15 protein-coding genes are annotated in these 19,720 nt (G+C 62.2%); 14 read left to right on the top strand and 1 reads right to left on the bottom strand.

Annotation, left to right across the window (positions count from 1 at the left end; translation table 11 throughout):
* The first annotated feature begins 15 nt into the window (after window positions 1–15).
* The 14 genes from ACYQ1A_RS14295 to ACYQ1A_RS14230 all read left to right on the top strand — a co-directional run bounded on the left by ACYQ1A_RS14295 (window position 16) and on the right by ACYQ1A_RS14230 (window position 18,875).
* The gene (locus tag ACYQ1A_RS14295; protein ID WP_499363020.1) at window positions 16–1,038 is read left to right on the top strand and encodes a YheT family hydrolase; all 1,023 of its coding nucleotides are present in this window, start codon (window positions 16–18) and stop codon (window positions 1,036–1,038) included.
* Window positions 1,038–2,399 (top strand): phosphomannomutase/phosphoglucomutase, encoded by a 1,362-nt coding sequence (locus ACYQ1A_RS14290; RefSeq protein WP_499363033.1) that lies wholly within the window; start codon window positions 1,038–1,040, stop codon window positions 2,397–2,399. Before ACYQ1A_RS14295 ends, ACYQ1A_RS14290 begins: the two co-directional genes overlap by 1 nt.
* Entirely contained in the window at window positions 2,396–3,241 is an 846-nt protein-coding gene (nadC, locus tag ACYQ1A_RS14285) for a carboxylating nicotinate-nucleotide diphosphorylase (protein ID WP_499363019.1), read from the top strand. The genes ACYQ1A_RS14290 and nadC overlap by 4 nt, the downstream gene beginning before the upstream one ends.
* A 153-nt stretch (window positions 3,242–3,394) precedes the next feature.
* On the top strand, window positions 3,395–4,390 hold the full coding sequence (locus ACYQ1A_RS14280) for a cupin-like domain-containing protein (RefSeq protein WP_499363017.1): 996 nt from the start codon (window positions 3,395–3,397) through the stop codon (window positions 4,388–4,390).
* A 9-nt stretch (window positions 4,391–4,399) separates the two neighbouring features.
* Window positions 4,400–5,029: a LysE family translocator gene (locus ACYQ1A_RS14275; protein ID WP_499363015.1), complete on the top strand. Its 630-nt coding sequence runs from the start codon at window positions 4,400–4,402 to the stop codon at window positions 5,027–5,029.
* A 117-nt stretch (window positions 5,030–5,146) separates the two neighbouring features.
* Window positions 5,147–5,386 carry an exodeoxyribonuclease VII small subunit gene (locus ACYQ1A_RS14270; protein WP_062223085.1) on the top strand — a complete coding sequence of 80 codons (240 nt, stop codon included), beginning with the start codon at window positions 5,147–5,149 and terminating at the stop codon, window positions 5,384–5,386.
* On the top strand, window positions 5,383–6,273 hold the full coding sequence (locus tag ACYQ1A_RS14265) for a polyprenyl synthetase family protein (RefSeq protein WP_499363013.1): 891 nt from the start codon (window positions 5,383–5,385) through the stop codon (window positions 6,271–6,273). The genes ACYQ1A_RS14270 and ACYQ1A_RS14265 overlap by 4 nt, the downstream gene beginning before the upstream one ends.
* 11 nt (window positions 6,274–6,284) lie before the next feature.
* Window positions 6,285–8,129, top strand: coding sequence for a 1-deoxy-D-xylulose-5-phosphate synthase (gene dxs, locus ACYQ1A_RS14260; RefSeq protein ID WP_499363012.1), 1,845 nt, complete (start codon window positions 6,285–6,287; stop codon window positions 8,127–8,129).
* Between the two features lie 191 nt (window positions 8,130–8,320).
* Window positions 8,321–9,502 (top strand): HEAT repeat domain-containing protein, encoded by a 1,182-nt coding sequence (locus ACYQ1A_RS14255; RefSeq protein ID WP_499363010.1) that lies wholly within the window; start codon window positions 8,321–8,323, stop codon window positions 9,500–9,502.
* Window positions 9,436–12,066, top strand: a complete 2,631-nt coding sequence (locus ACYQ1A_RS14250) for a DUF4132 domain-containing protein (RefSeq protein WP_499363008.1) — start codon at window positions 9,436–9,438, stop codon at window positions 12,064–12,066. The genes ACYQ1A_RS14255 and ACYQ1A_RS14250 overlap by 67 nt, the downstream gene beginning before the upstream one ends.
* A 3-nt stretch (window positions 12,067–12,069) precedes the next feature.
* Complete coding sequence (locus tag ACYQ1A_RS14245; protein ID WP_062223069.1) at window positions 12,070–13,176, top strand: ATP-binding protein; 1,107 nt, start codon at window positions 12,070–12,072, stop codon at window positions 13,174–13,176.
* An 11-nt stretch (window positions 13,177–13,187) separates the two neighbouring features.
* On the top strand, window positions 13,188–15,653 hold the full coding sequence (locus tag ACYQ1A_RS14240; RefSeq protein WP_499363006.1) for a DUF5682 family protein: 2,466 nt from the start codon (window positions 13,188–13,190) through the stop codon (window positions 15,651–15,653).
* Window positions 15,646–16,770: a VWA domain-containing protein gene (locus tag ACYQ1A_RS14235; RefSeq protein WP_499363004.1), complete on the top strand. Its 1,125-nt coding sequence runs from the start codon at window positions 15,646–15,648 to the stop codon at window positions 16,768–16,770. The genes ACYQ1A_RS14240 and ACYQ1A_RS14235 overlap by 8 nt, the downstream gene beginning before the upstream one ends.
* The gene (locus tag ACYQ1A_RS14230) at window positions 16,767–18,875 is read left to right on the top strand and encodes an SWIM zinc finger family protein (protein WP_499363002.1); all 2,109 of its coding nucleotides are present in this window, start codon (window positions 16,767–16,769) and stop codon (window positions 18,873–18,875) included. Before ACYQ1A_RS14235 ends, ACYQ1A_RS14230 begins: the two co-directional genes overlap by 4 nt.
* On the opposite strand, the gene proC is transcribed toward ACYQ1A_RS14230, so the two are convergent.
* Window positions 18,859–19,650 (bottom strand): pyrroline-5-carboxylate reductase, encoded by a 792-nt coding sequence (gene proC, locus ACYQ1A_RS14225; protein ID WP_499363000.1) that lies wholly within the window; start codon window positions 19,648–19,650, stop codon window positions 18,859–18,861. The genes ACYQ1A_RS14230 and proC overlap by 17 nt on opposite strands.
* Window positions 19,651–19,720 lie beyond the last annotated feature (70 nt).

Here is a 19,720-nt window from a genome sequence, read left to right as displayed (position 1 = left end):
CCTTAGCCTCTGCCCATGTCCAAAACCCTGCCCCCAACGCGACGCCCGTATCAGGCCCCGGCCTGGTTGCCTGGCGGTCATTTGCAAACGCTGTATCCGGCGCTGGCTTTGCGCCGCGGTGGGCCGGTGTTCCGGCGCGAAACCTGGCATACGCCGGATGACGACCAGATTGTGGTTGACTGGATGGATGCGGCCGCGGCACAGGCGCCGGTGCTGGTGCTGTTTCACGGGCTGGAAGGAAGTTCGGCCAGCCACTATTCGCAGTCTTTGTTCGCGGCCACGCAGGCCTTGGGCTGGCGTGGGGTGGTGCCGCATTTTCGTTCGTGCGGCGAAGTCGAAAATCTGAAGCTGCGGGCTTATCACGCGGGCGATACCGACGAGATAGACTGGATCCTGGCGCGCATCCAGGCCGCGCACCCGGGGGCGCCGCTGTTTGCGGCGGGGGTGTCGCTGGGGGGCAATGCCTTGCTCAAGTGGCTGGGTGAGCAGGGCGCGCAGGCCCGTGCGCGGGTGCAAGCTGCCGCTGCCATCTGCGCGCCGCTGGATCTGGCGGCCTGCGGGGCCGTGCTCGACACCGGCCTTAACCGACATATCTATACCCGCGAATTCTTGCGCACGCTCAAGGCCAAAATGCTGCGCAAGCTTACCCTGCATGGCGATACGCAGATCGACCAGGCCGAAGTGCGGCGCGCCACCACGCTGCGCGCTTTCGATAACCTGGTGACAGCCCCCATCCACGGCTTTCGCGATGTCGATCACTATTGGCAGTCTTCCAGCAGCAAACCGCACCTGATCAATATTTGCGTGCCTACACTGGTCATCAACGCGCGCAACGATCCCTTTGTACCCGCCGCCAGCTTGCCGACGCAGGCCGAGGTGTCGGCGGCGGTGACCTTGCTGCAACCCGAGCACGGCGGCCATGTCGGCTTTGCCTCGCCCGGAATGAGTACGCGGCGCGTGCCGGGGCGGCTGGATTGGCTGCCAGGCACCTTGCTCGATTTCTTTAAAAGTAATCTCCCGACTCAGGAGTACGCATGATGGCGCAGATCGACCGCACTCTGTTCAAGGCTTACGACGTCCGCTCCACGGTCGACAAGCTCACGCCGCAGGCCGCTTATTACATCGGCCGCGCGGCGGGCACCATGGCCATCCGCGCGGGCCATACCCGCTTTGCGGTGGGCCGCGACGGCCGTTTGTCCAGCCCGGTGCTGGCGGACAATCTGATCAAGGGCCTGGCCGAATGTGGGCTGCATGTGCTTGATCTGGGTCTGGCGGCCACGCCGATGATGTATTACGCGGCGCTATATCGCGCCGATGGCTGCGGCGCGGTGGTCACCGGCAGCCACAATCCCCCGGATTACAACGGCATCAAGATCATGGACGGCGGCGTTACCGTGGGCGATGCCCGCCTGGCCAGCCTGGCTGATCTGATCGAAGCCGAGGATTTTGAAACCGCCGTCGGCAAGGTCGAGCCGCTGATTATCGCCACCGATTACAGCAACGGCGTGTGCGAGCAAAACGTGCTGGCCAAACCGCTGACCGTGGTGATTGATTGCGGCAATGGCGCGCCGGGCGCGTTTGCGCCGCAGCTATACCGGCAGCTGGGTTGCCACGTCATCGAGCTGTTTTGCGAAGTGGATGGCCATTTCCCTAACCATCATCCCGATCCGCAAGTGGCCGCCAATCTGGTCGATCTGCAAGCGGCGGTGGCAGCGCATAACGCTGATGTCGGGCTGGCCTTTGACGGCGACGGGGATCGCCTGGGCGTGGTAACCCGATCCGGCCGTACCGTACCGGGCGACCGCATCCTGATGCTGTTTGCCGAAGATTGCCTCAAGGCGCAACCGGGCGGCCACGTCTTGTATGACGTGAAATCATCGCGCGCGGTATCGGCCTGGGTGGAAGAACTGGGCGGCACCAGCGAGGCCATTGCCACCGGCCACACCCATATGAAAAAACGGCTGCAAGAAACCGGCGCGCTGGTGGCGGGCGAGTTGTCCGGCCATCTGGCGTTTGGGCAATGGAAGTTTGATGACGGCCTGTACGCTGGTGCGCGTATCGCCCGCATGATTGCCAGCGGCGTCGATCTGGACCAGTTGCTAGACGACATGCCGCAATATCAGTCGTCGCCCGAAGTGCAAGTGCACGTGGACGAAGACGGCCACAGCGTGGTGCGCCGCATTGCCACCAGCGCACAATTTCCGACTGCGCGCGAAATCATCACTATTGATGGTTTGCGCATTGAATACGCGGACGGCTTTGGCCTGATCCGCGCCTCTAACACCACGCCGGTGCTGACCTTGCGCTTTGAGGCCGAAACGCCTGAGGCACTGGCGCGGATCCGTAACGAAATCAAAGCCGCCATCGCCCCGTTGCAATGGCCCGAGGACGCCGCATGACTGCTGTTTTACCCGCTCGCCACATCATCGCCGCCCAGGTGGCCGCTACTTTGACTGAAGACGTCGGCGCCGCCGATTACACCGCCATGCTGATCCCGCCCGAGCGCCATGGCAGCGCGGCAGTGGTGGCGCGCGAGGCCGCCGTGATTTGCGGCCAGGCCTGGTTTGAAGAAGCGTTACATCAGGTCAACCCGGCGTGCCAGGTGGCGTGGCAAGTGGCTGAGGGCGAGCTGGTGGCGCCCAATACCGTCTTGTGTACGCTGCAAGGCCCGGCACGCAGCTTGTTGACCGCAGAACGTACGGCGCTCAATTTTTTGCAGCTACTGTCCAGCGTCGCCAGCGAAACCCGGCGTTACGCCGACGTGATCGCGGGGACGCGCGCCAAGGTTTACGACACGCGCAAAACGCTGCCCGGCCTGCGTCTGGCGCAGAAATATGCGGTGCGGGTAGGCGGCGGCGAAAACCAGCGCATTGGCTTGTACGACGGCATTCTGATCAAGGAAAACCACATCATGGCGGCGGGCGGCATTGCCCAGGCGCTGGCGGCAGCGCGCGAGATCGCCCCGGCGCATGTCAGCATCCAGATCGAAGTAGAAAACCTGGATGAGCTGGAGCAAGCGCTGGCTGGCGGCGCGGTTTCGATATTGCTCGACAATATGAGCCTGGCCGATATGCGCAGCGCGGTGGAACGCACTGCCGGCAAAGCGGCGCTGGAGGCTTCGGGCGGCATCGATCTGGAGCATATACGCGCCATTGCCGAAACCGGGGTTGACCGTATCTCGGTCGGCAAGCTGACCAAGGACGTGCGCGCCATCGATTTATCGATGCGATTCGCCCTGTAATAGTCGCGCTTCGGGCTGCGTCTGGCGGGCGATTGTCGCGTGGCAGTATGAAATTGCGGGACGGATGGTTTAGGCTCAAGGCGTTGTTTGCTTTGCCATAAGACCAAAACCAGAAACCCGAGAGGACATACCAGGATGGAGACCCGGCAACAGATGCAAGTCGATCATGAATGGCGCCGCTGGCTAGCGGAAAACCTGATTCTGGGCAGCAACCCGGCAGAACTGGTGGCCATCATGATCCACGCAGGCGTAGACCCCGATACCGCGCGCACTGAAGTCGATCAGGCGCTGGCCAGCCCCTATCTGGCCGGGGCCAATCGGCTTAAAAACCGCCTCGCTAAACGCGACTGGATATTGAACAGCCAACGCAAACTTAATCGGCAACGCGCGGCTGAAATTCCGCGCCGGCATCAATTGAGCGGCGCCGATTTCTTTAATGATTTCTATACCACCGGCCGCCCGGTAATCATCACCGGCATGATGGACCACTGGCCCGCCATGCAAAAATGGAATCTCGAATATTTTGCTGCGCGCTGTGGCGACAAAATGGTCGAGGTCCAAGGCGCGCGTAATGCCGATGATCATTACGAAATCAATAAATTGCAGCACAAGCAAACCATGCGCTTTGCCGATTATCTGGCCAAGGTGGCAAGCGCAGGCCGTACCAATGATTTCTATATGACGGCCAATAACACCGGGCAGAACCGGCGTGAGCTGGCGGTGCTGTGGCAAGACATTGTGCAAGTGCCGGATTATCTGGATACCGGTAGTCCGGATCAGGGCTTTTTATGGATAGGCCCGGCCGGCACCATTACCCCGTTTCACCATGATCTGACCAATAACTTTATGGCGCAGGTCATTGGGCGCAAACGTATTTTGTTAATGCCCGCGTGTGAATTGCCGGCTGTTTACAATCACGAGCATTGCTTTACCCATGTCGATGGCCGTGCCATTGATTACAACCGTTTTCCGATGATGCGCGGCGCGCAAGTGCTGGAATGCACGCTGGAGCCGGGCGAGATCCTGTTTTTGCCGGTGGGTTGCTGGCATTTTGTGGAAGGGCTGGATATCTCGGTGACGGTTTCATTTATCAACTTCAAATGGGATAACGACTTCACCAGTTTTTATCCTGAACAAAAAGCGTTTTAAGGTTGCCGCATGTTGCTTGATCCCGCCCAGTTCTACGGCTTTCTGGCCGCTGCTTTATTGATCACGCTGTCACCCGGCCCCGATAACCTGATGGTTTTGGGGATGGGCATGGCACGTGGGCGCAAGCAGGGCATTGCGTTTGGCCTGGGTTGCGCGCTGGGCTGCTTGTTCCACACGGCTTTGGCCACGCTGGGGATAAGCGCGCTGATCGCCGCGTCGCCGCTGGCATTTTCGGTGTTCAAGGTGGCGGGCGGTTTGTGGTTGATCTGGCTGGGTATTCAGGCCTGGCGGAGCCGGGGTGGCGCGCATGCGGCGGCACATGCCACGCAGGAATCGCCGTGGCGCTTGTTTGGCAAAGGCTTGTTGGCCAATGCCATCAATCCCAAGGTGGTGCTGTTCTTTCTGGCGTTTCTGCCCCAGTTTGTGCTGGCGGCGCACGGCCAGGTGGCGTGGCAAACCGCACAATTGGGGCTGCTGTTTACGCTACAGGCCTGCGTGGTATTCGGTGCGCTGGGATTTTTCTCAGGCGCGGTCGGGCAGTGGATTAATCGCCGGCCGCGCGCCGGGCTGTGGCTGGATCGCATCGCGGGCACGATTTTTTTGGGGCTGGGCCTGCGTTTGCTGGTTAGCCGCAGTTGAGCTGACTGTAAAGCCGGGCTTGCGGCGGCCCTGCCGCAAGCCACAGCCAGACGCCCGTCATTGACGCCCAAGCCGCGATTGGGCTAAGGTCGCGGGATTTTCCGCACGGTTTCCACCATGTCCAAAACCGTCAAACAGCCCGAGAATTTTGAAGCCGGGTATGCCGAACTCGAAACCCTGATTGCGCAACTGGAATCAGGCAATTTGTCGCTCGATGCCGCGCTTGCCGCGTATCAGCGTGGCCAGGGCCTGTTGCAATATTGCGAAGGCAAGCTGGCAGACGCTGAACGGCAACTGAAAGTGCTCGAAGGTGAACGCTTGCAGCCGCTTAACCCCGATACCGGGGATGCGGCATGAGCGATTTCAAACTCTGGATGAGCCAGACCCAGACCAGCATGGAAGACGTGCTGGCCCAGCTGCTGCCGGCACCGCACCATGTGCCATCGCGTCTGCATGATGCGATGCGCTATGCCGTGCTCGATGGCGGCAAACGCGTGCGTCCGCTGCTGGTGTTTGCTGCCGGTGAGCTGGTTAATGCCGATGTCGCCTGTATGCAGCGCGCCGCCGCAGCAGTCGAAATGATCCATGCCTATTCGCTGGTGCATGACGATATGCCGCCGATGGATAACGACAGCCTGCGCCGGGGCAAGCCCACGGTGCACGTCAAATACGACGAAGCCACCGCCTTGCTGGTGGGCGATGCCTTGCAGGCGCTGGCGTTTGAAGTATTAGCCGGTGCACCGCTGCAAAGCGGCCCGCAAGCGCTGGTCGAAATGCTGCAATTGCTGGCGCGTGCCGCCGGTAGCCAGGGCATGTGTGGTGGGCAGGGCATCGATCTGTACGGCGTTGGTCAGGCGTATACCTTGCCGCAGCTGGAGATGATGCACATCCTCAAGACGGGTGCACTGATCCGGGCCAGCGTATTGCTGGGTGCCAGCTGTGGCGCGCCGTTAAGTGCAGGACAACGCCAGCAGCTCGATCATTTTGCCAAGTGCATGGGCCTGGCGTTCCAGGTGGTGGATGACGTGCTGGACGAAGAGGCCGACACTGCCACGCTGGGCAAAACCGCAGGCAAAGATGCCGCCAATCACAAACCGACTTATGTGTCGCTGCTGGGGCTGAAAGGCGCCAAAGAAAAAGCGGCCGAATTGCTGGCCGAAGCGCGCGCCGCGCTGGCACCGTTTGGTGACCGTGGCCAGCGTCTGCAGCAACTGGCCGATTACATCGTCGACCGCCGCCACTAAAAGAACGCTCCATGACCTGTTTGCTCGATCAAATCAATCTGCCGGCTGATCTGCGCCGCTTGAACAAAGATGACCTGCCGCAGCTGGCCAGCGAGCTGCGCCAGTATCTGCTCGACTCGATCAGCAGCACCGGCGGCCACTTTGCTTCTAACCTGGGCGCGGTGGAACTGACCGTCGCGCTGCACTATGTGTTTGATACCCCGCATGACCGCCTGGTGTGGGATGTGGGCCATCAAAGCTATCCGCACAAGATACTGACCGGCCGCAAAGAGCGCATGAACACCATGCGCAAACAGCACGGCCTGGCGGGCTTTCCCAAACGCGAAGAAAGCGAATACGACACCTTTGGCGTCGGCCATTCCAGTACCTCGATCGGCGCGGCGTTGGGGTTTGCCGAAGCGGCCAAACTTAAAGGCGAACAACGTAAATCGATTGCGGTGATCGGCGATGGCTCGATGACGGCGGGCATGGCGTTTGAGGCGCTCAATAACGCGGGCGAGCGCGATGTTGATCTGCTGGTCATCCTGAACGACAACGAAATGTCGATCTCGCCCAATGTCGGCGCACTTAACAGCTATCTGGCGCGCTTGCTGTCGGGCAAGTTCTATAACGGTTTCCGCAATGTTTCGGACCGCGTGCTGACGGCGGTGCCGCCGTTGCGCGAGCTGGCCAAGCGCAGCGAAGAACACGTTAAAGGCCTGCTGACGCCGGGCACGCTGTTTGAAGAATTCGGCTTTAACTACATCGGCCCGATTGATGGCCACGATATCGATACGCTGGTTGCGACGCTGTCGAATATCAAAAAGCTGTCGGGCCCGCAGTTTCTGCATGTGGTCACCAAAAAAGGCCAGGGCTACAAGCTGGCGGTGGCCGACCCGGTCAAATATCACGCCGTTAGCCCGTTTACGCCGGAAAACGGCATGCCGGTGGCCAAGGCCGCCAGCAAGCCCAGCTATACGCAAATCTTTGGTGATTGGTTGTGCGATATGGCCGCGCAAGACGATCGCCTGGTCGGGGTTACACCCGCCATGCGCGAAGGCTCGGGCCTGGTGCGCTTTGCCGAAGAACATCCCACACGCTACTTTGATGTCGGCATCGCCGAGCAACACGCAGTGACCTTTGCCGCCGGCCTGGCCTGTGAGGGCATGAAGCCGGTGGTGGCGATCTATTCCACCTTCTTGCAGCGCGCCTACGACCAACTGGTGCATGACGTGGCGCTGCAGAATCTGCCGGTGGTGTTTGCCATCGACCGTGCTGGCCTGGTCGGCGCGGATGGTCCGACCCATGCGGGTGCTTACGATTTGTCGTTTATGCGCTGCATTCCCAACCTGGCCATTCTGGCGCCGGGCGACGAAAACGAATGCCGTCAGATGCTGTACACGGCGTACAAACACAACGGCCCGAGTGCAGTGCGTTATCCGCGCGGCAGCGGCAATGGCACGCCGGTGGAAACCACCATGACCGCCTTGCCGTGGGGCAAATCGGACACGCGCCGCGCAGGCAAGAACGTGGCCATCCTGAGCTTTGGCGCGCGTTTGCCCGCCGCACTGCAGGCCGGCGAGGCGCTGGATGCCACGGTGGTGAACATGCGCTTTATCAAACCGCTGGACGAAGCCCGCCTGCTGGAACTGGCCGCCACGCACGATCTGCTGGTGACGGTGGAAGACAACGCCATCATGGGCGGCGCGGGCAGCGCAGTGCTCGAAGTGCTATCAGCTCATCGTGTCAGCACCCAGACGCTGCTGCTGGGGCTGCCGGATACCTACGTCGAGCATGGCGAGCAGGGCCAGTTGCTGGCCGATTGCGGACTGGATGCGGCTGGGATTGAAGCCGCTATCAAGGCACGGCTGGGTTAAGCTCGCCCACACCTGCCTGCAACGGCGCACCCCGGTTATCCGGCGTGCGCCGTTTTGTTTGGGTACGGCGTTGGTACGCGTGGCGCCGCCCATGTGGATTTATGCAACGCTGGCGGGGCCGGATTTCCTGCACGTTGGCGCGCAAGATACACTTCGGCACTCTATGACGCCCATGTAAACGGCAGGTATTCATGTTAGGCAAGTTGCTCGGCATGTTGGACAAATCACTCGACGGCAACCGCGGCAGCAAGCCCGCGGCGATCAAACTGCTGCAAACAACACTGGCCAGCCTGGCGCTGGTGCACAAGGCGTTGCCCGACGCGGTATACCGTTTTGTGCTCAGCGGAGATGACCCTGCCGTATTAATCAAGCTGGGCCAGACGCCCATCGAAACGGCCGGGCTGTTGGGGAACCCGGGCAGCCCGCACGGCTACCGCTGGATCAACGACGACGCCCACCGTGCTGCCGCAGAAGCCAGCATGCATGCGCGGGCTGACCTGTATGCCGCGAATACGCTGGAAGATGCCCAGTTGCTGCGTCTGGCCAAAGTGTTTGCCACGCTCGACCGCAGTGGCAGCAGCACGGCCGCACCCAGCCTGCCACGCTGGGTGGGATGTCTGCTTAATGACTATCTGTTTGGTGCGGGGCAGCCGCATTGGCAGGCAAACAAACCTCTTGGCAAAAACGGCGACGAGGTCGCGGCCAAGCAGGACGTGCTGCAGTTTATGGACTTTGCGCGCATGCACCGCTTGCTGGAGCTGGATGGCCAGCCGGGTACGTTGGCGCTGGTTGCATTGCTCGATCATCGCGACGCGCCCAGCTATGAACGCGTACGCATGGATACGCTGATTTCAAGCGAAACCAATGATCAGTATCTGTTGCAGCATGCGGCCGAGGTGGCCGCGCTGCCGTCACGCATGTTGGCGGATGGCCGGTTCCGGTTAAGCCGGTGTCTGGGCCGGCTCGCGGTGGTAACCACCTTTGCGCCCACGCTGGCGTACCTGGCAGTGGACGGTAGCAAAACGGTGCGCGTTGAAGCCGGCAAGCAGCTTGAGGCCGTCCCCGCCGCCCAGCGCCTGACCCTGCTGGGCGCGCTGTTGCGTGACGGCGCGGTGGCCGAGCAAGAACAGGCGGCCGAATTACTGGCCCGCATCGCCAGCGCCGAGACAGCCCCGTTGCTGCAAGCGGCGCTCGAAACCAACAAAAGCCGAACCGTGCAACAAGCCATCCGCAATGCGTTGTCGCGGCTGGATGCCGTGGGCGGTCTGGATCAAACCGAAGTGCCGGTCGCCCGCCTTACAACGCGTTGCCCGATACTCCGCTCGACCACAACGCCACCGAGATGCTGCTCAAGCATTTTCGGGAACAACTGATCGAGCTTAAACGCGGTGCGGATCAGGAAGCGGCCGACAATCGCGAGCACAGCCGCGAATGGTCGTGGCGCGAGGCGGCATATACGCAGATGCGCAGGTTAACCGACGCGCATGTGGCCGATATCGTCGCCGTTCTGAATGGCGCGCCAGGCCAGCTTGATCGTGAGCAAAGCCAGTTGGTGGCGGGGTCGGGCCTGTTTGATCTGCCCGAGTTCAGCTTTTATCATTTTGTGCGCTGGGCCGATGGCAGCGAGCGCGAAATTCTGAGCTGGTTCTGGAATTTTCCGGGTTTTGTCCGGTGGCGCGCCGCTCACCCAGAGGCGGGCGAAGACTTGCGGATGTTTGCCGACGTGCTTGAGCGCCTCGGCAAAACGCCGGATAGCATCGCACATAGCTGCCTGCGCGAGTATTGGCAACAGCTTGATTTGCAAGCGCTGGGGTCCGCGGCCGTGTGGCCGTTCTTTGCGCGTTATCCAGGCTATATCGACGAGGCATTGGGCCTCACCCCCAACCGGCAACAGACCTATCGCGAATACGTGCCTGCCAAAGCCATTGAAGTGATCGGCGCGTTCCCGCAGGTGCCCGCGCGCTGGGTGCCTCGCTTGCTTGAAATCGCGCTAGGCGATTCCCGCAGCAACCGCGCCGAAGCTCAGCAGGTATTGGCGCGCGTTCCGGGCATAGCCCATCAGGCGATAGACGCTTTGGGTTCAACGCGCCAGGAAGTGCGGATCGTTGCTGCGGACTGGCTGGGCGATCTGAATTGCCAGGAGGCCATCCCCGCGTTGCAGGCCGCGCTGGCCAAAGAAAACCGCGAGACTGTGCGTGCCACGTTGCTGACTACACTCGAGCGGCTGGGCGCGGATATTCAGCCCCTGTTGTCGGCCGAAAACCTGCAGCGCGAGGCCAGCAAAGGCCTGAAAGGCAAACTGCCCGTGGGACTGGCGTGGTTTGCGTTTGACCACTTGCCGGGCTGCCAATGGGCGAGTGGCGGCGCGGTGGACGCTAGCATTATCAAATGGTGGGTGGTGCTGGCGTACAAGCTGAAAGAGCCGGGCGGCAACGCATTGCTCGACCGTTATCTAAGCCTGCTGGACGCCGCTAGCGCCGCGGCGCTGGCACGCTTTATCCTGCGGCAGTTTATTGCGCGCGATACGCTGCACCCCTCGCTGGACGAAGCCGTCGCGCACGCGCAAGCGAATGTAGCCGCGCGGCATCAGATGTACCAGGGCTGGGCCAGTTGGTCGCCTGCCTATGCGGCGATGACTCGGGAGCAGGTGTTTGAGCAGCTCAAACGCGAAAAGCTGGGGGAATACCTTGGCACCGCCATCGGTGAGAAGGGCATTCTGGGGTTGATCGGCCGCGGTACGGGCCACGAGATGGTGGCCACTCTGCAACCATTTATGCGTGATCATTACATCCGGCGTTTTCAGATTGAGGCGATTCTGGAAGGCCTGGCGAACAGTGCTGATCCGGCGGTTATCCAGCTGCTGCTAGCGATCTCGCGCCGCCATCGCACGGCTTCGGTCCAGACCCGGGCGCGCGCGCTGGTCGAACGTATCGCGCAGCGCAACCACTGGACGCAGGATGAGCTGGCTGACCGCACTATCCCCTCCGCCGGGTTTGACGACACGGGCCGCCTGGTGCTGTTTTATGGCGAGCGCGAATTTACCGTGGTGCTGGATGCGGGCATGAAGCCGGTTTTGCAAAACAGTGATGGCAAAGCCATCAAGGCGCTGCCCGAACCGCGTAAATCGGACGCGCCAGACAGCATCAAAGAAGCGAAAGCACTGTTTGCCGCGTGCAAAAAAGAACTGAAACAAGTGCTTGAGCTGCAGCAGGCGCGTTTGTACGAAGCGCTGTGCACGGGCCGCGTCTGGCCCGCGGCGGACTGGCTGGATTATCTGTATGGCCATCCGGTTATGGGGCGGTTGGTGCAACAACTGGTGTGGCAGGCGCTTGATGCCGATGGCCAACCGGTTACTTTGTTCCGGCCCACCGAGGATGGCAGCCTGATTGATCTGAACGATGACGAACTTGACGCCAGCACGCTTCATGCGGTGCGCCTTGCGCATATTGCTTTAGTGGATGCAGCCAGCGCCAAAGCGTGGCGCGCGCATCTGAAGGATTACAAAATCACGCCGCTGTTCGCCCAGTTTGCGCCGCAGCGGCCTGCCACGTGGACGCAAGACGCCGATGCCATCGATGACCGGCTGGGTTGGTTGGGCGACACATTCAGCTTTCGCGGCGCGTTTGCCAAACGCGGTTACCAGCGCAGCCAGGCCGAAGATGGCGGTATTTTCTACAGCTATTTCAAAGAGTTCGCGAGCAGCGGCATTCGCGTGGTGATCGAATTCAGCGGCAACACGCTGCCCGAAGAAAATGTACCGGCCGCGCTAAAAACGCTGATGTTTGAAAACACCCGTGTGCGTAATTACCGCGAGCGCCTGCTCAAGCTGGACCAGGTGCCCCACGTGCTGTTGGCCGAGGCGTACGCCGATTACCTGGCCGTGGCCGATGTGTGCAGTGGTTTTGATGCCGAATGGGACAAGAAAACACCGTGGTAAACCATGACTGAAATCAGCCCGTCTGTGGCCGAGGCCCTGCGCCCCGGCGTCGAACAACGTTACGCGGCCGAACTCGCGCGGTTGCGAGAGGCCGACCATGCCGACAAACCAGAAAACTGGTACTTGTCGCCTGTAGCGGTACGCCGTTTTATTCTGGGTGACCCCGCCCTGGATATCGCGCGCAAGTTTTATGGTGACGATGCGCTGGTCGAACGCGCCATTGTTACGCTGATGGGCAATCAGGGCCTGATGCTGGTCGGCGAGCCGGGTACCGCCAAGTCGCTGTTGTCTGAACTGCTGGCGGCGGCGATCTCGGGCGATTCCGGCTTGACCATCCAGGGCACGGCGGGCACGACTGAAGATCATCTTAAATACGCCTGGAATTACGCACTGCTGCTGGCTGAAGGGCCGGGCCCGCGTTCGCTGGTGCCGTCCGCGCTGTATACCGCCATGCAGACCGGCAAACTGGTGCGCTTTGAAGAAATCACGCGTTGCCCGCCCGAAATCCAGGATGTGCTGATCTCGTTGTTATCAGAAAAGCAGTTGATGGTGCCCGAGTTGGGCGATGCCGGCCGTGTGCATGCGCGCCGCGGCTTCAATATCATCGCCACCGCCAACTTGCGTGACCGCGGTGTGCACGAAATGTCTTCGGCGCTTAAGCGGCGGTTTAACTTTGAGACGGTGCGGCCGATCCGCGAGCACGCATTCGAAGTCGAACTGGTGATGTCGCAACTGGCCCGCGAGCTGGCAGCCGCGCAAACGCTGGTGCGCGTGGAGCGTGATGTGGTGGCGTTGTTGGTGACCACCTTCCAGGAGCTACGCGCGGGGCAGACGCAGGAGGGCACCGCCATCAAGACGCCGGATACGGTGATGTCGACGGCCGAGGCCGTTAACGTGGCCTACGCCGCCGCCCTGGAGGCACGCTATTTTGGCGATGGCACGCTCACCCCGCGAGAACTGGCTGCACAGCTGCAAGGTGTGGTGCTTAAAGACAACGCCGACGATCTGCGCAAGGTGCGCCACTATTTTGAAACGGTGGTGCGCGAGCGCGCGCGCAAAGACGCGTTGTGGAAGCGTTTTCATGACGCCGCCCGTACGCTATGGCAATAGCCGGAGTTGCGTTGCCGCCGCGGCTGCAGCAAGGGCTGAACGCGCTGTTTGCCGATAATCTGTATTTTGTGCCAGTGCGCCACCATAGCCCGGCCTGCGCGCGTGCCACTCAGGCATTGATCAGCGAGATCCGGCCTGTGGCTGTGCTGATCGAAGGGCCCGAAAGCTTTAGCGGACTGATTCCGCTGTTGCTGGATACGCAAACCCGGCCGCCGGTGGCCATTTTGTGCCAGACGCCTGCCCGACCCGCGGCTGCGATGGATGGCGGCGGGGCAAGCCCCGGGACCGCATTTTTTCCGTTTTGCGAATACAGCCCGGAATGGGTGGCGTTGCGCGAGGGCGCGGCCGTGGGCGCCACGCTGGCGTTTATTGATTTGCCATGGCGCGACAAAGCCTGGCTGGGCGATGCCGCCGCGCACACAACGCGCAACCTGATGGCGGAGCGTTATCTGGCGCATAGCGCATATCTCAGCGCGTTGGCGCAGCGCGCCGGCTGCCGGGATCAGTCCGATCTGTGGGACCACTTGTTTGAGCTGCGGCCGCTGGCCCAGCTGCGTGACTGGCGCACTTTATTAGCCGATGTCTTTAGCTATTGCGCAATGGCGCGGCTTGATTACGAAACTGAAGTGCTGGAGGCAGAAGGCAGTCTGCCGCGCGAACGCCATATGGCGGCGCACATCGCGCGGCTGCGCGCCTGTACTGATGGCCCTATTGTGGTGGTCACTGGCGGCTTTCATACCGCTGCATTGCTCGAACTGTTGCAACAACCGACCCCGGCCCTGGCCGCCGCTACGGCCCCGGCCACCGATGATGCATGGCTGATCCGCTATAGCGATGATCGGCTTGATGCGCTCAATGGCTATGCGTCAGGTATGCCATCTCCCGCTTATTACCGCCAGGTGTGGCAAGCGCAGGAGACGGGAGCCGCCAGCTATCTGCAGCAGGTGGCGCTTCATTTTCTGACCAGCATGGCGCGCGAAACACGCGAGCAGAACCTGCACGAACAGATTTCGGTAGCGGCTGTGCAAAACGCATTGCTGCAAGCGGTGCGGCTGGCGGCCTTGCGTGGCCATGCCGGGCCGGGCCGGTACGATTTGATCGACGCCATGCGCTCTTGTTTTATCAAAACGGCCGACCATGACGGCACGGCGGGCTTTAACCAGAGCCTGCATCGCTGGCTGGGTGGCAACCGGCTCGGGCAGATTCCGCCTTCGGCGGGCTCACCACCGTTGCTGGAAAACGTGCGCCAACAGGCGCGCGCGCTGGGTATCGCGTTGCAAGATACCGATGTGCGCGTCACGCGCCTGGACGTATATCGCAAGCGCGCCCATGTACGGCGAAGCCGCTTTTTTCATCTGATGCAATATCTGGATGCGCGGCTGGCACAGTGGCAAGGCGGCCCCGATTTTCTGCATGGCACGCGGCTGGAACTGTTGTTTGAAGAATGGCGCTACGCGTGGACGCCGACCGTCGAAGCGCGGCTAATCGAACTCTCTAGTTTGGGTCAGACCTTGGCCGATGCCGGCCTGGCGCGTTTGCGCGCAGAACAACAGGCGCTGGATGCGGCGGGTGCGGCGCGGTCGGCGGCCAGTGCGGTGCAACTGGTGATCCGTGCTTGCCTGGTGGGTCTGCACGATCAGGTGCCGTTGCTGCTCGATCGGCTTGGCGCTTATCTGAGCGAGGATGCAACATTTGAGTCGGTGGTGCTTTGCGGTCACCGGCTGGCCACATTGTGGCGCGCGCGCGAGCCATTAGGCGCGCAGCAGCACCCGACTATCCTCGCGCTGATGCGGCAATGCTGGACTGGAGCGCTGTATTTGTTGCCGGGTCTGGCGCAAGTCAGTGTCCAGCACGAAGCCGCGGCGATACGCGATCTGGGCCTGCTGCGAGAGTTTGGCCAGGCGTTACGCGAAGCCGCCACCGATGTGGGGCCGTCGGAACCGCCGCCCGACACGGCGCCACTGCATGCGCAGCTACTGCGCCTGCTGGATCAGCCTGAAGTGGCAGCCGGGCTGGCGGGTGCCGCGGGCGCAACGCTGGTGCTGGACAGCCAACTGGAAGAAATCGCCTTGGGCCAGCGGCTGCAAATACGGTTTGGCGCGGGCGCCGATCCGGCTGAGGCCGTACGTTTTCTGACCGGGTTGATGACCGTTGCACCCGAACTCTTGTTGCGTCGGACCGATATGCTGCAGGCGCTTAACCAATTGATCGCCAATTGGGACGAAGACCACTTTATTACCCATCTACCTGAATTGCGCGAAGCGTTTGCACGGCTAAAGCCCCAGGAAACCGCCGATATGGCGCGATGGCTGGCGGAACTGAACGGCGCGCCGGTGGTGCAGACCGATCTGGCCCACATGCAGGTAAGCGCCGCCGATTTGCCCACCACCACGCGCATCGACGCAGATCTGGCGCGCTTGCTGCAACGCGATGGTTTGGGTAGCTGGCTGCTTTCGCGGAATAGCCACGATGAGTGACGACAACACCCGCATCATGCTGCGGCGCTGGCGCTTGATGCTGGGGCACTTTGCGGCGGATAGCCTCGACCAATACGGGCTAAGTGCGCAAGAGCAGCGGCTGGATCAGGCGCTGGATTATTTATACGGTCGCGAATATGAGCGCCGGAGCGTGCGACGCGGTACAACGCCAGATGCATCCGCCGTGCGCGCGATTGACTGGTTACACCTCACGCGAAAGTTGTTTCCGCGCGACGTATACGAGCGCATCCAGGCGCAAGCCATCGAAAAGTATCAGCTGACTGATTTGCTGCATGACCCCGCCGCGTTGGCGACGCTGGAACCCAACCAGGCCCTGGTGCGCACGCTGCTTGGCTTGCGCGGCAAACTGGGCGCCGAAGTGATCGGCGTGTTGCGCACGCTGCTGCGCCAGGTGGTTGAAGACATTACGCGCCGCCTGCGCACCGATTTTGTTAACGCACTGCAAGGTCGTCGCAACCGCTTTCGCCGCTCCGCCTTGCGTAGCGCACAAAACTTTGACTGGCGTGCCACGCTGCATGCCAACCTCAAACACTATGATCCGGCACGTAAACAGTTGGTGATCGAGCGCGTGTTGTTTAACGCACGCACGCGGCGGGCCCTGCCGTGGGAGGTCATTCTGTGTGTCGATCAAAGTGGATCAATGACTGATTCGGTGATGTACGCAGCCATCGTCGCGGGCATTCTGGCCGGCCTGCCCGGTGTGCGCGTCAAGCTGGTGGTCTTCGATACCGCAGTGGTCGACCTGACCCAGATGGCGCATGACCCGGTTGAGGTATTGCTGACCGTGCAGCTGGGTGGCGGCACCGACATCGGCCGCGCAATGCGCTATTGCGAGCAGTGCGTCGACCAGCCCCACCGCAGCGTGGTGGCGTTGATCAGCGATTTTTTCGAAGGCATGCCCATCGGCCCGTTGCTGGACAGCGTGCGGCGCATGGCCGAAGCCCGCGTCACCTTGCTGGGTCTGGCCGCGCTGGATGAGACCGGCACGGCGGTCTACGACCGCGACATGGCGCAGCGACTGGGTAATCTGGGCATGCATGTCGCCGCGCTCACGCCGACGCATTTTGCCGAATGGCTGGCGGAGGTGATGGGATGAGTGACCTGCACATCCGCTATCGCGGCTATGACGATGAGGCACTGGCCACCCTGGCCAACGTAGGGCTGTTGCGCCGCGCACAGCGCGATGTCGAAGCCGGCAAGGTTGCCATTCTGGCTGCCACGGCTACCCAAATCAGCTTGTGTGCCGATGGGCAGACGGTATTGCTTGACGCACGTGGGCCAGCGCACGCGCGCTGTGATTGTCCCGCCCCCGGCATGTGTAAACATATTCTGGCCGCAGTGATATACGTGCGTGAGCAAGCCGCCACGGAACCGCCTATGCAAAAGCCAGGCGCTGCGGCCGCCAGCGCCGACCTTGCCGCGCCCAGTGCCTTGCAAAGCGCGTTGTCGCTGGTGCCGGCCGAAGTGTTTCGCGAAGCTGGCCGCGCTGCAGTCCGGCGTGCAGCCAGCCGTTTTGATCCTGTGCTTGCGCTAGTGTGGACGGAGCAGGCCGCCAGCCTGTTGATCGAACTGGCGCAACCGCCGTTGACGATTCGTTATATCGCGGGCGCAGGGTTTGCCGGCATGGTGTCGGATGCCGCGGCGGCTGACCAGCCTGCCTTGCATGTGCTGGCGCTCACCTTGCTGTGGCATGCGCACGGCCGCGCCTTTGCATGGCCGGCGGGCACGTTGCCCGATGCGCCGACTGCCGCGGCCGCTGCCGAGCTGACGGCAGCCGAATTATTGTTTCTGGACCATGTGCGACGGGCTTTGCAGGCACTGTTCGACAATGGGCTGGCGCATGTCAGCAGCATCACCGCGCAACGGCTGCAGGCGCTGAATATGTCGGCGCGCGCCAGCAATCTACCCCGTTTGGCCGCCTTGTTGCGGAGCCTGGCCGGTACGCTGGATTTGCTGGTGCAACGCGACGACCGCGTGGATGAAGGTCAGGCGTTGCAATTAATGGCGCAGGTTTACGCGCTGTGCGCTGCGCTGGAAGCCGGCGAGGCCGGCGAGGCCGGCTCGATGAGCGCATTGCGCGGTCAGGTGCGTCGCGACTTCGCCGAAGGTGCGGATCTGCAATTGCTGCCACTGGGCGCCTACTGGTGGCACACGCGCGGCGGCGCCCTTGGGCTCACGCTGTCTTTCTGGCATGCCGAGACTGCGCGCGTGCTGCAGGCGGTGCTGGCCCGGCCCGATGGCAGCGACGTTGGTTTTCATAAGATGGCGGCATGGCAATTTCTGCCGCTGTGGCAGGGCGGCAGCAGCGCGCAACGACTATGCGACAACGGCGAGGTGTTGTTACGCGGTGCACGCATGGCCGACGATGGCCGCATTGCCACTGCAGGGGCGACGCGCGCCGAGTCGTTGCCCGCGTGGCGCGATGGCGACGCCGGTCTGGCGCAACTGGGCCATCCTGACTGGCGCGTGCTGGACCAGGCATTGCGTGGCACGCTGGGTTTGCGCGGCGAGCCAGTCGATTGCGTGTTGCTGCGCCCCAGCGCGTGGGCGCCGCCGGTGCTGGACGAAATACGCCAATGCGTGGATTGGTGGGTGAACGACATCCACGGCGAACGCTTGCAGCTGGTGCTACCGTGCGAACCGCATAATCAGCCCGCCATCGAATATCTGCAGCAACTTGTGTTGCGTAAAGCCGATCTGCGCGCGGTATTGGTACGGCTACAATCGGCGCGCCACGCCGTTACGCTGCGCCCCGTGGCGGTGATGGTGATGCGTGATCACGTCCTGCAGCCGTTATCGCTCGACTATGCCGACGCACCCATTGACGACCAGAACACGCTGGGCGATCGATGGCGCGCCTGGTGGGGTAAAACACCCGCACCGCTGCCTGCCAGCGCGGCGAGTTCGATCAGCCAGCGGTTGTTGCAACCGGTGCTTGACCGGCTTGAATACCTGGCGATGCTGGGTCATGCGCGGCCCGACATCAGCCACGCCACCGAATTGCGCCAGCACAGCACCACCTTGCGCGCGGCCGGGCTTGATCACGTAAGCGATCTGATCGACGCCATGTTGGCCACGCCTGGGTTGGAAACGTTATTGCGCGTGGCCTACGTCGCCCAGCTGTGCATTGCGCTGGATGGATTGCCGCTGCAGCGGCACCCGGGCCGCGCCGCCCGTGCCGTCGTCAACCCAACGCCTTAGTGCGCGCCAGCGTGGCGTTGACCGCCTCGAACCACGCATTGCGCATGCCGGCTTTCTCCAGCGCCGCTACGCCTGCGATGGTGGTGCCGCCGGGTGAGCAGACCTGGTCTTTCAGCACGCCCGGATGCTGGCCGCTATCGCGCACCAGTTGCGCTGAGCCCAGCACCGCCTGGCTGATCACGGCATAGGCCTGGGCGCGCGGCATGCCGTTTTGCACGGCGGCGTCGGCCATGGCTTCGATCATCATGTACACCCACGCAGGCGAAGAACCCGCAACCGCCGAGAACACATCGAACTGGCCTTCGTCGATCCAGACCGCGCGGCCAAAACTTTCGAACACGGCGCTGACATCAGAGCGGGCCTGATCGGGCAGGGCCGCGCTGCCGCACAAGGCGCTCATCCCGGCGCTAACGCTGGCGGGGGTATTCGGCATGCTGCGCACCACGCGCGTTTGTGTGCCGATACGGGCTTGCACGCGCGCGATCGTATAACCCACCGCCACCGTCACCAGCGTGTGCCGCGCCTGCAGCAAGGGCGCCAGCGCATCCAGCATCGCATCGTAGCCTTGTGGCTTGACCGCCAGCACCAGGTAATCGGCGCGCGCCACCAGCTCTGGCAGGCTGTGCGCTACCTGCAGGGCATACCGCGTTTGCAGATCGCTCAGCTTGCTGGCGGAACGATTAAAACCGTGAATCTGCCAGGCGGGGTGGCTGCTGTGCAAACCGGCGATCATGGCGCTGGCCATGTTGCCGGTGCCGATAAAACCGATGTTCATGCGGAGACTCCCAGGATGTGGAAAACCGCATCTTACCCAGGCCGTCGCCTGGCCGCGCTGCGGGTTTTCC

This window comes from Silvimonas sp. JCM 19000 (genome assembly GCF_054652575.1).
This window is presented reverse-complemented; position numbering and strand designations above follow the sequence as displayed.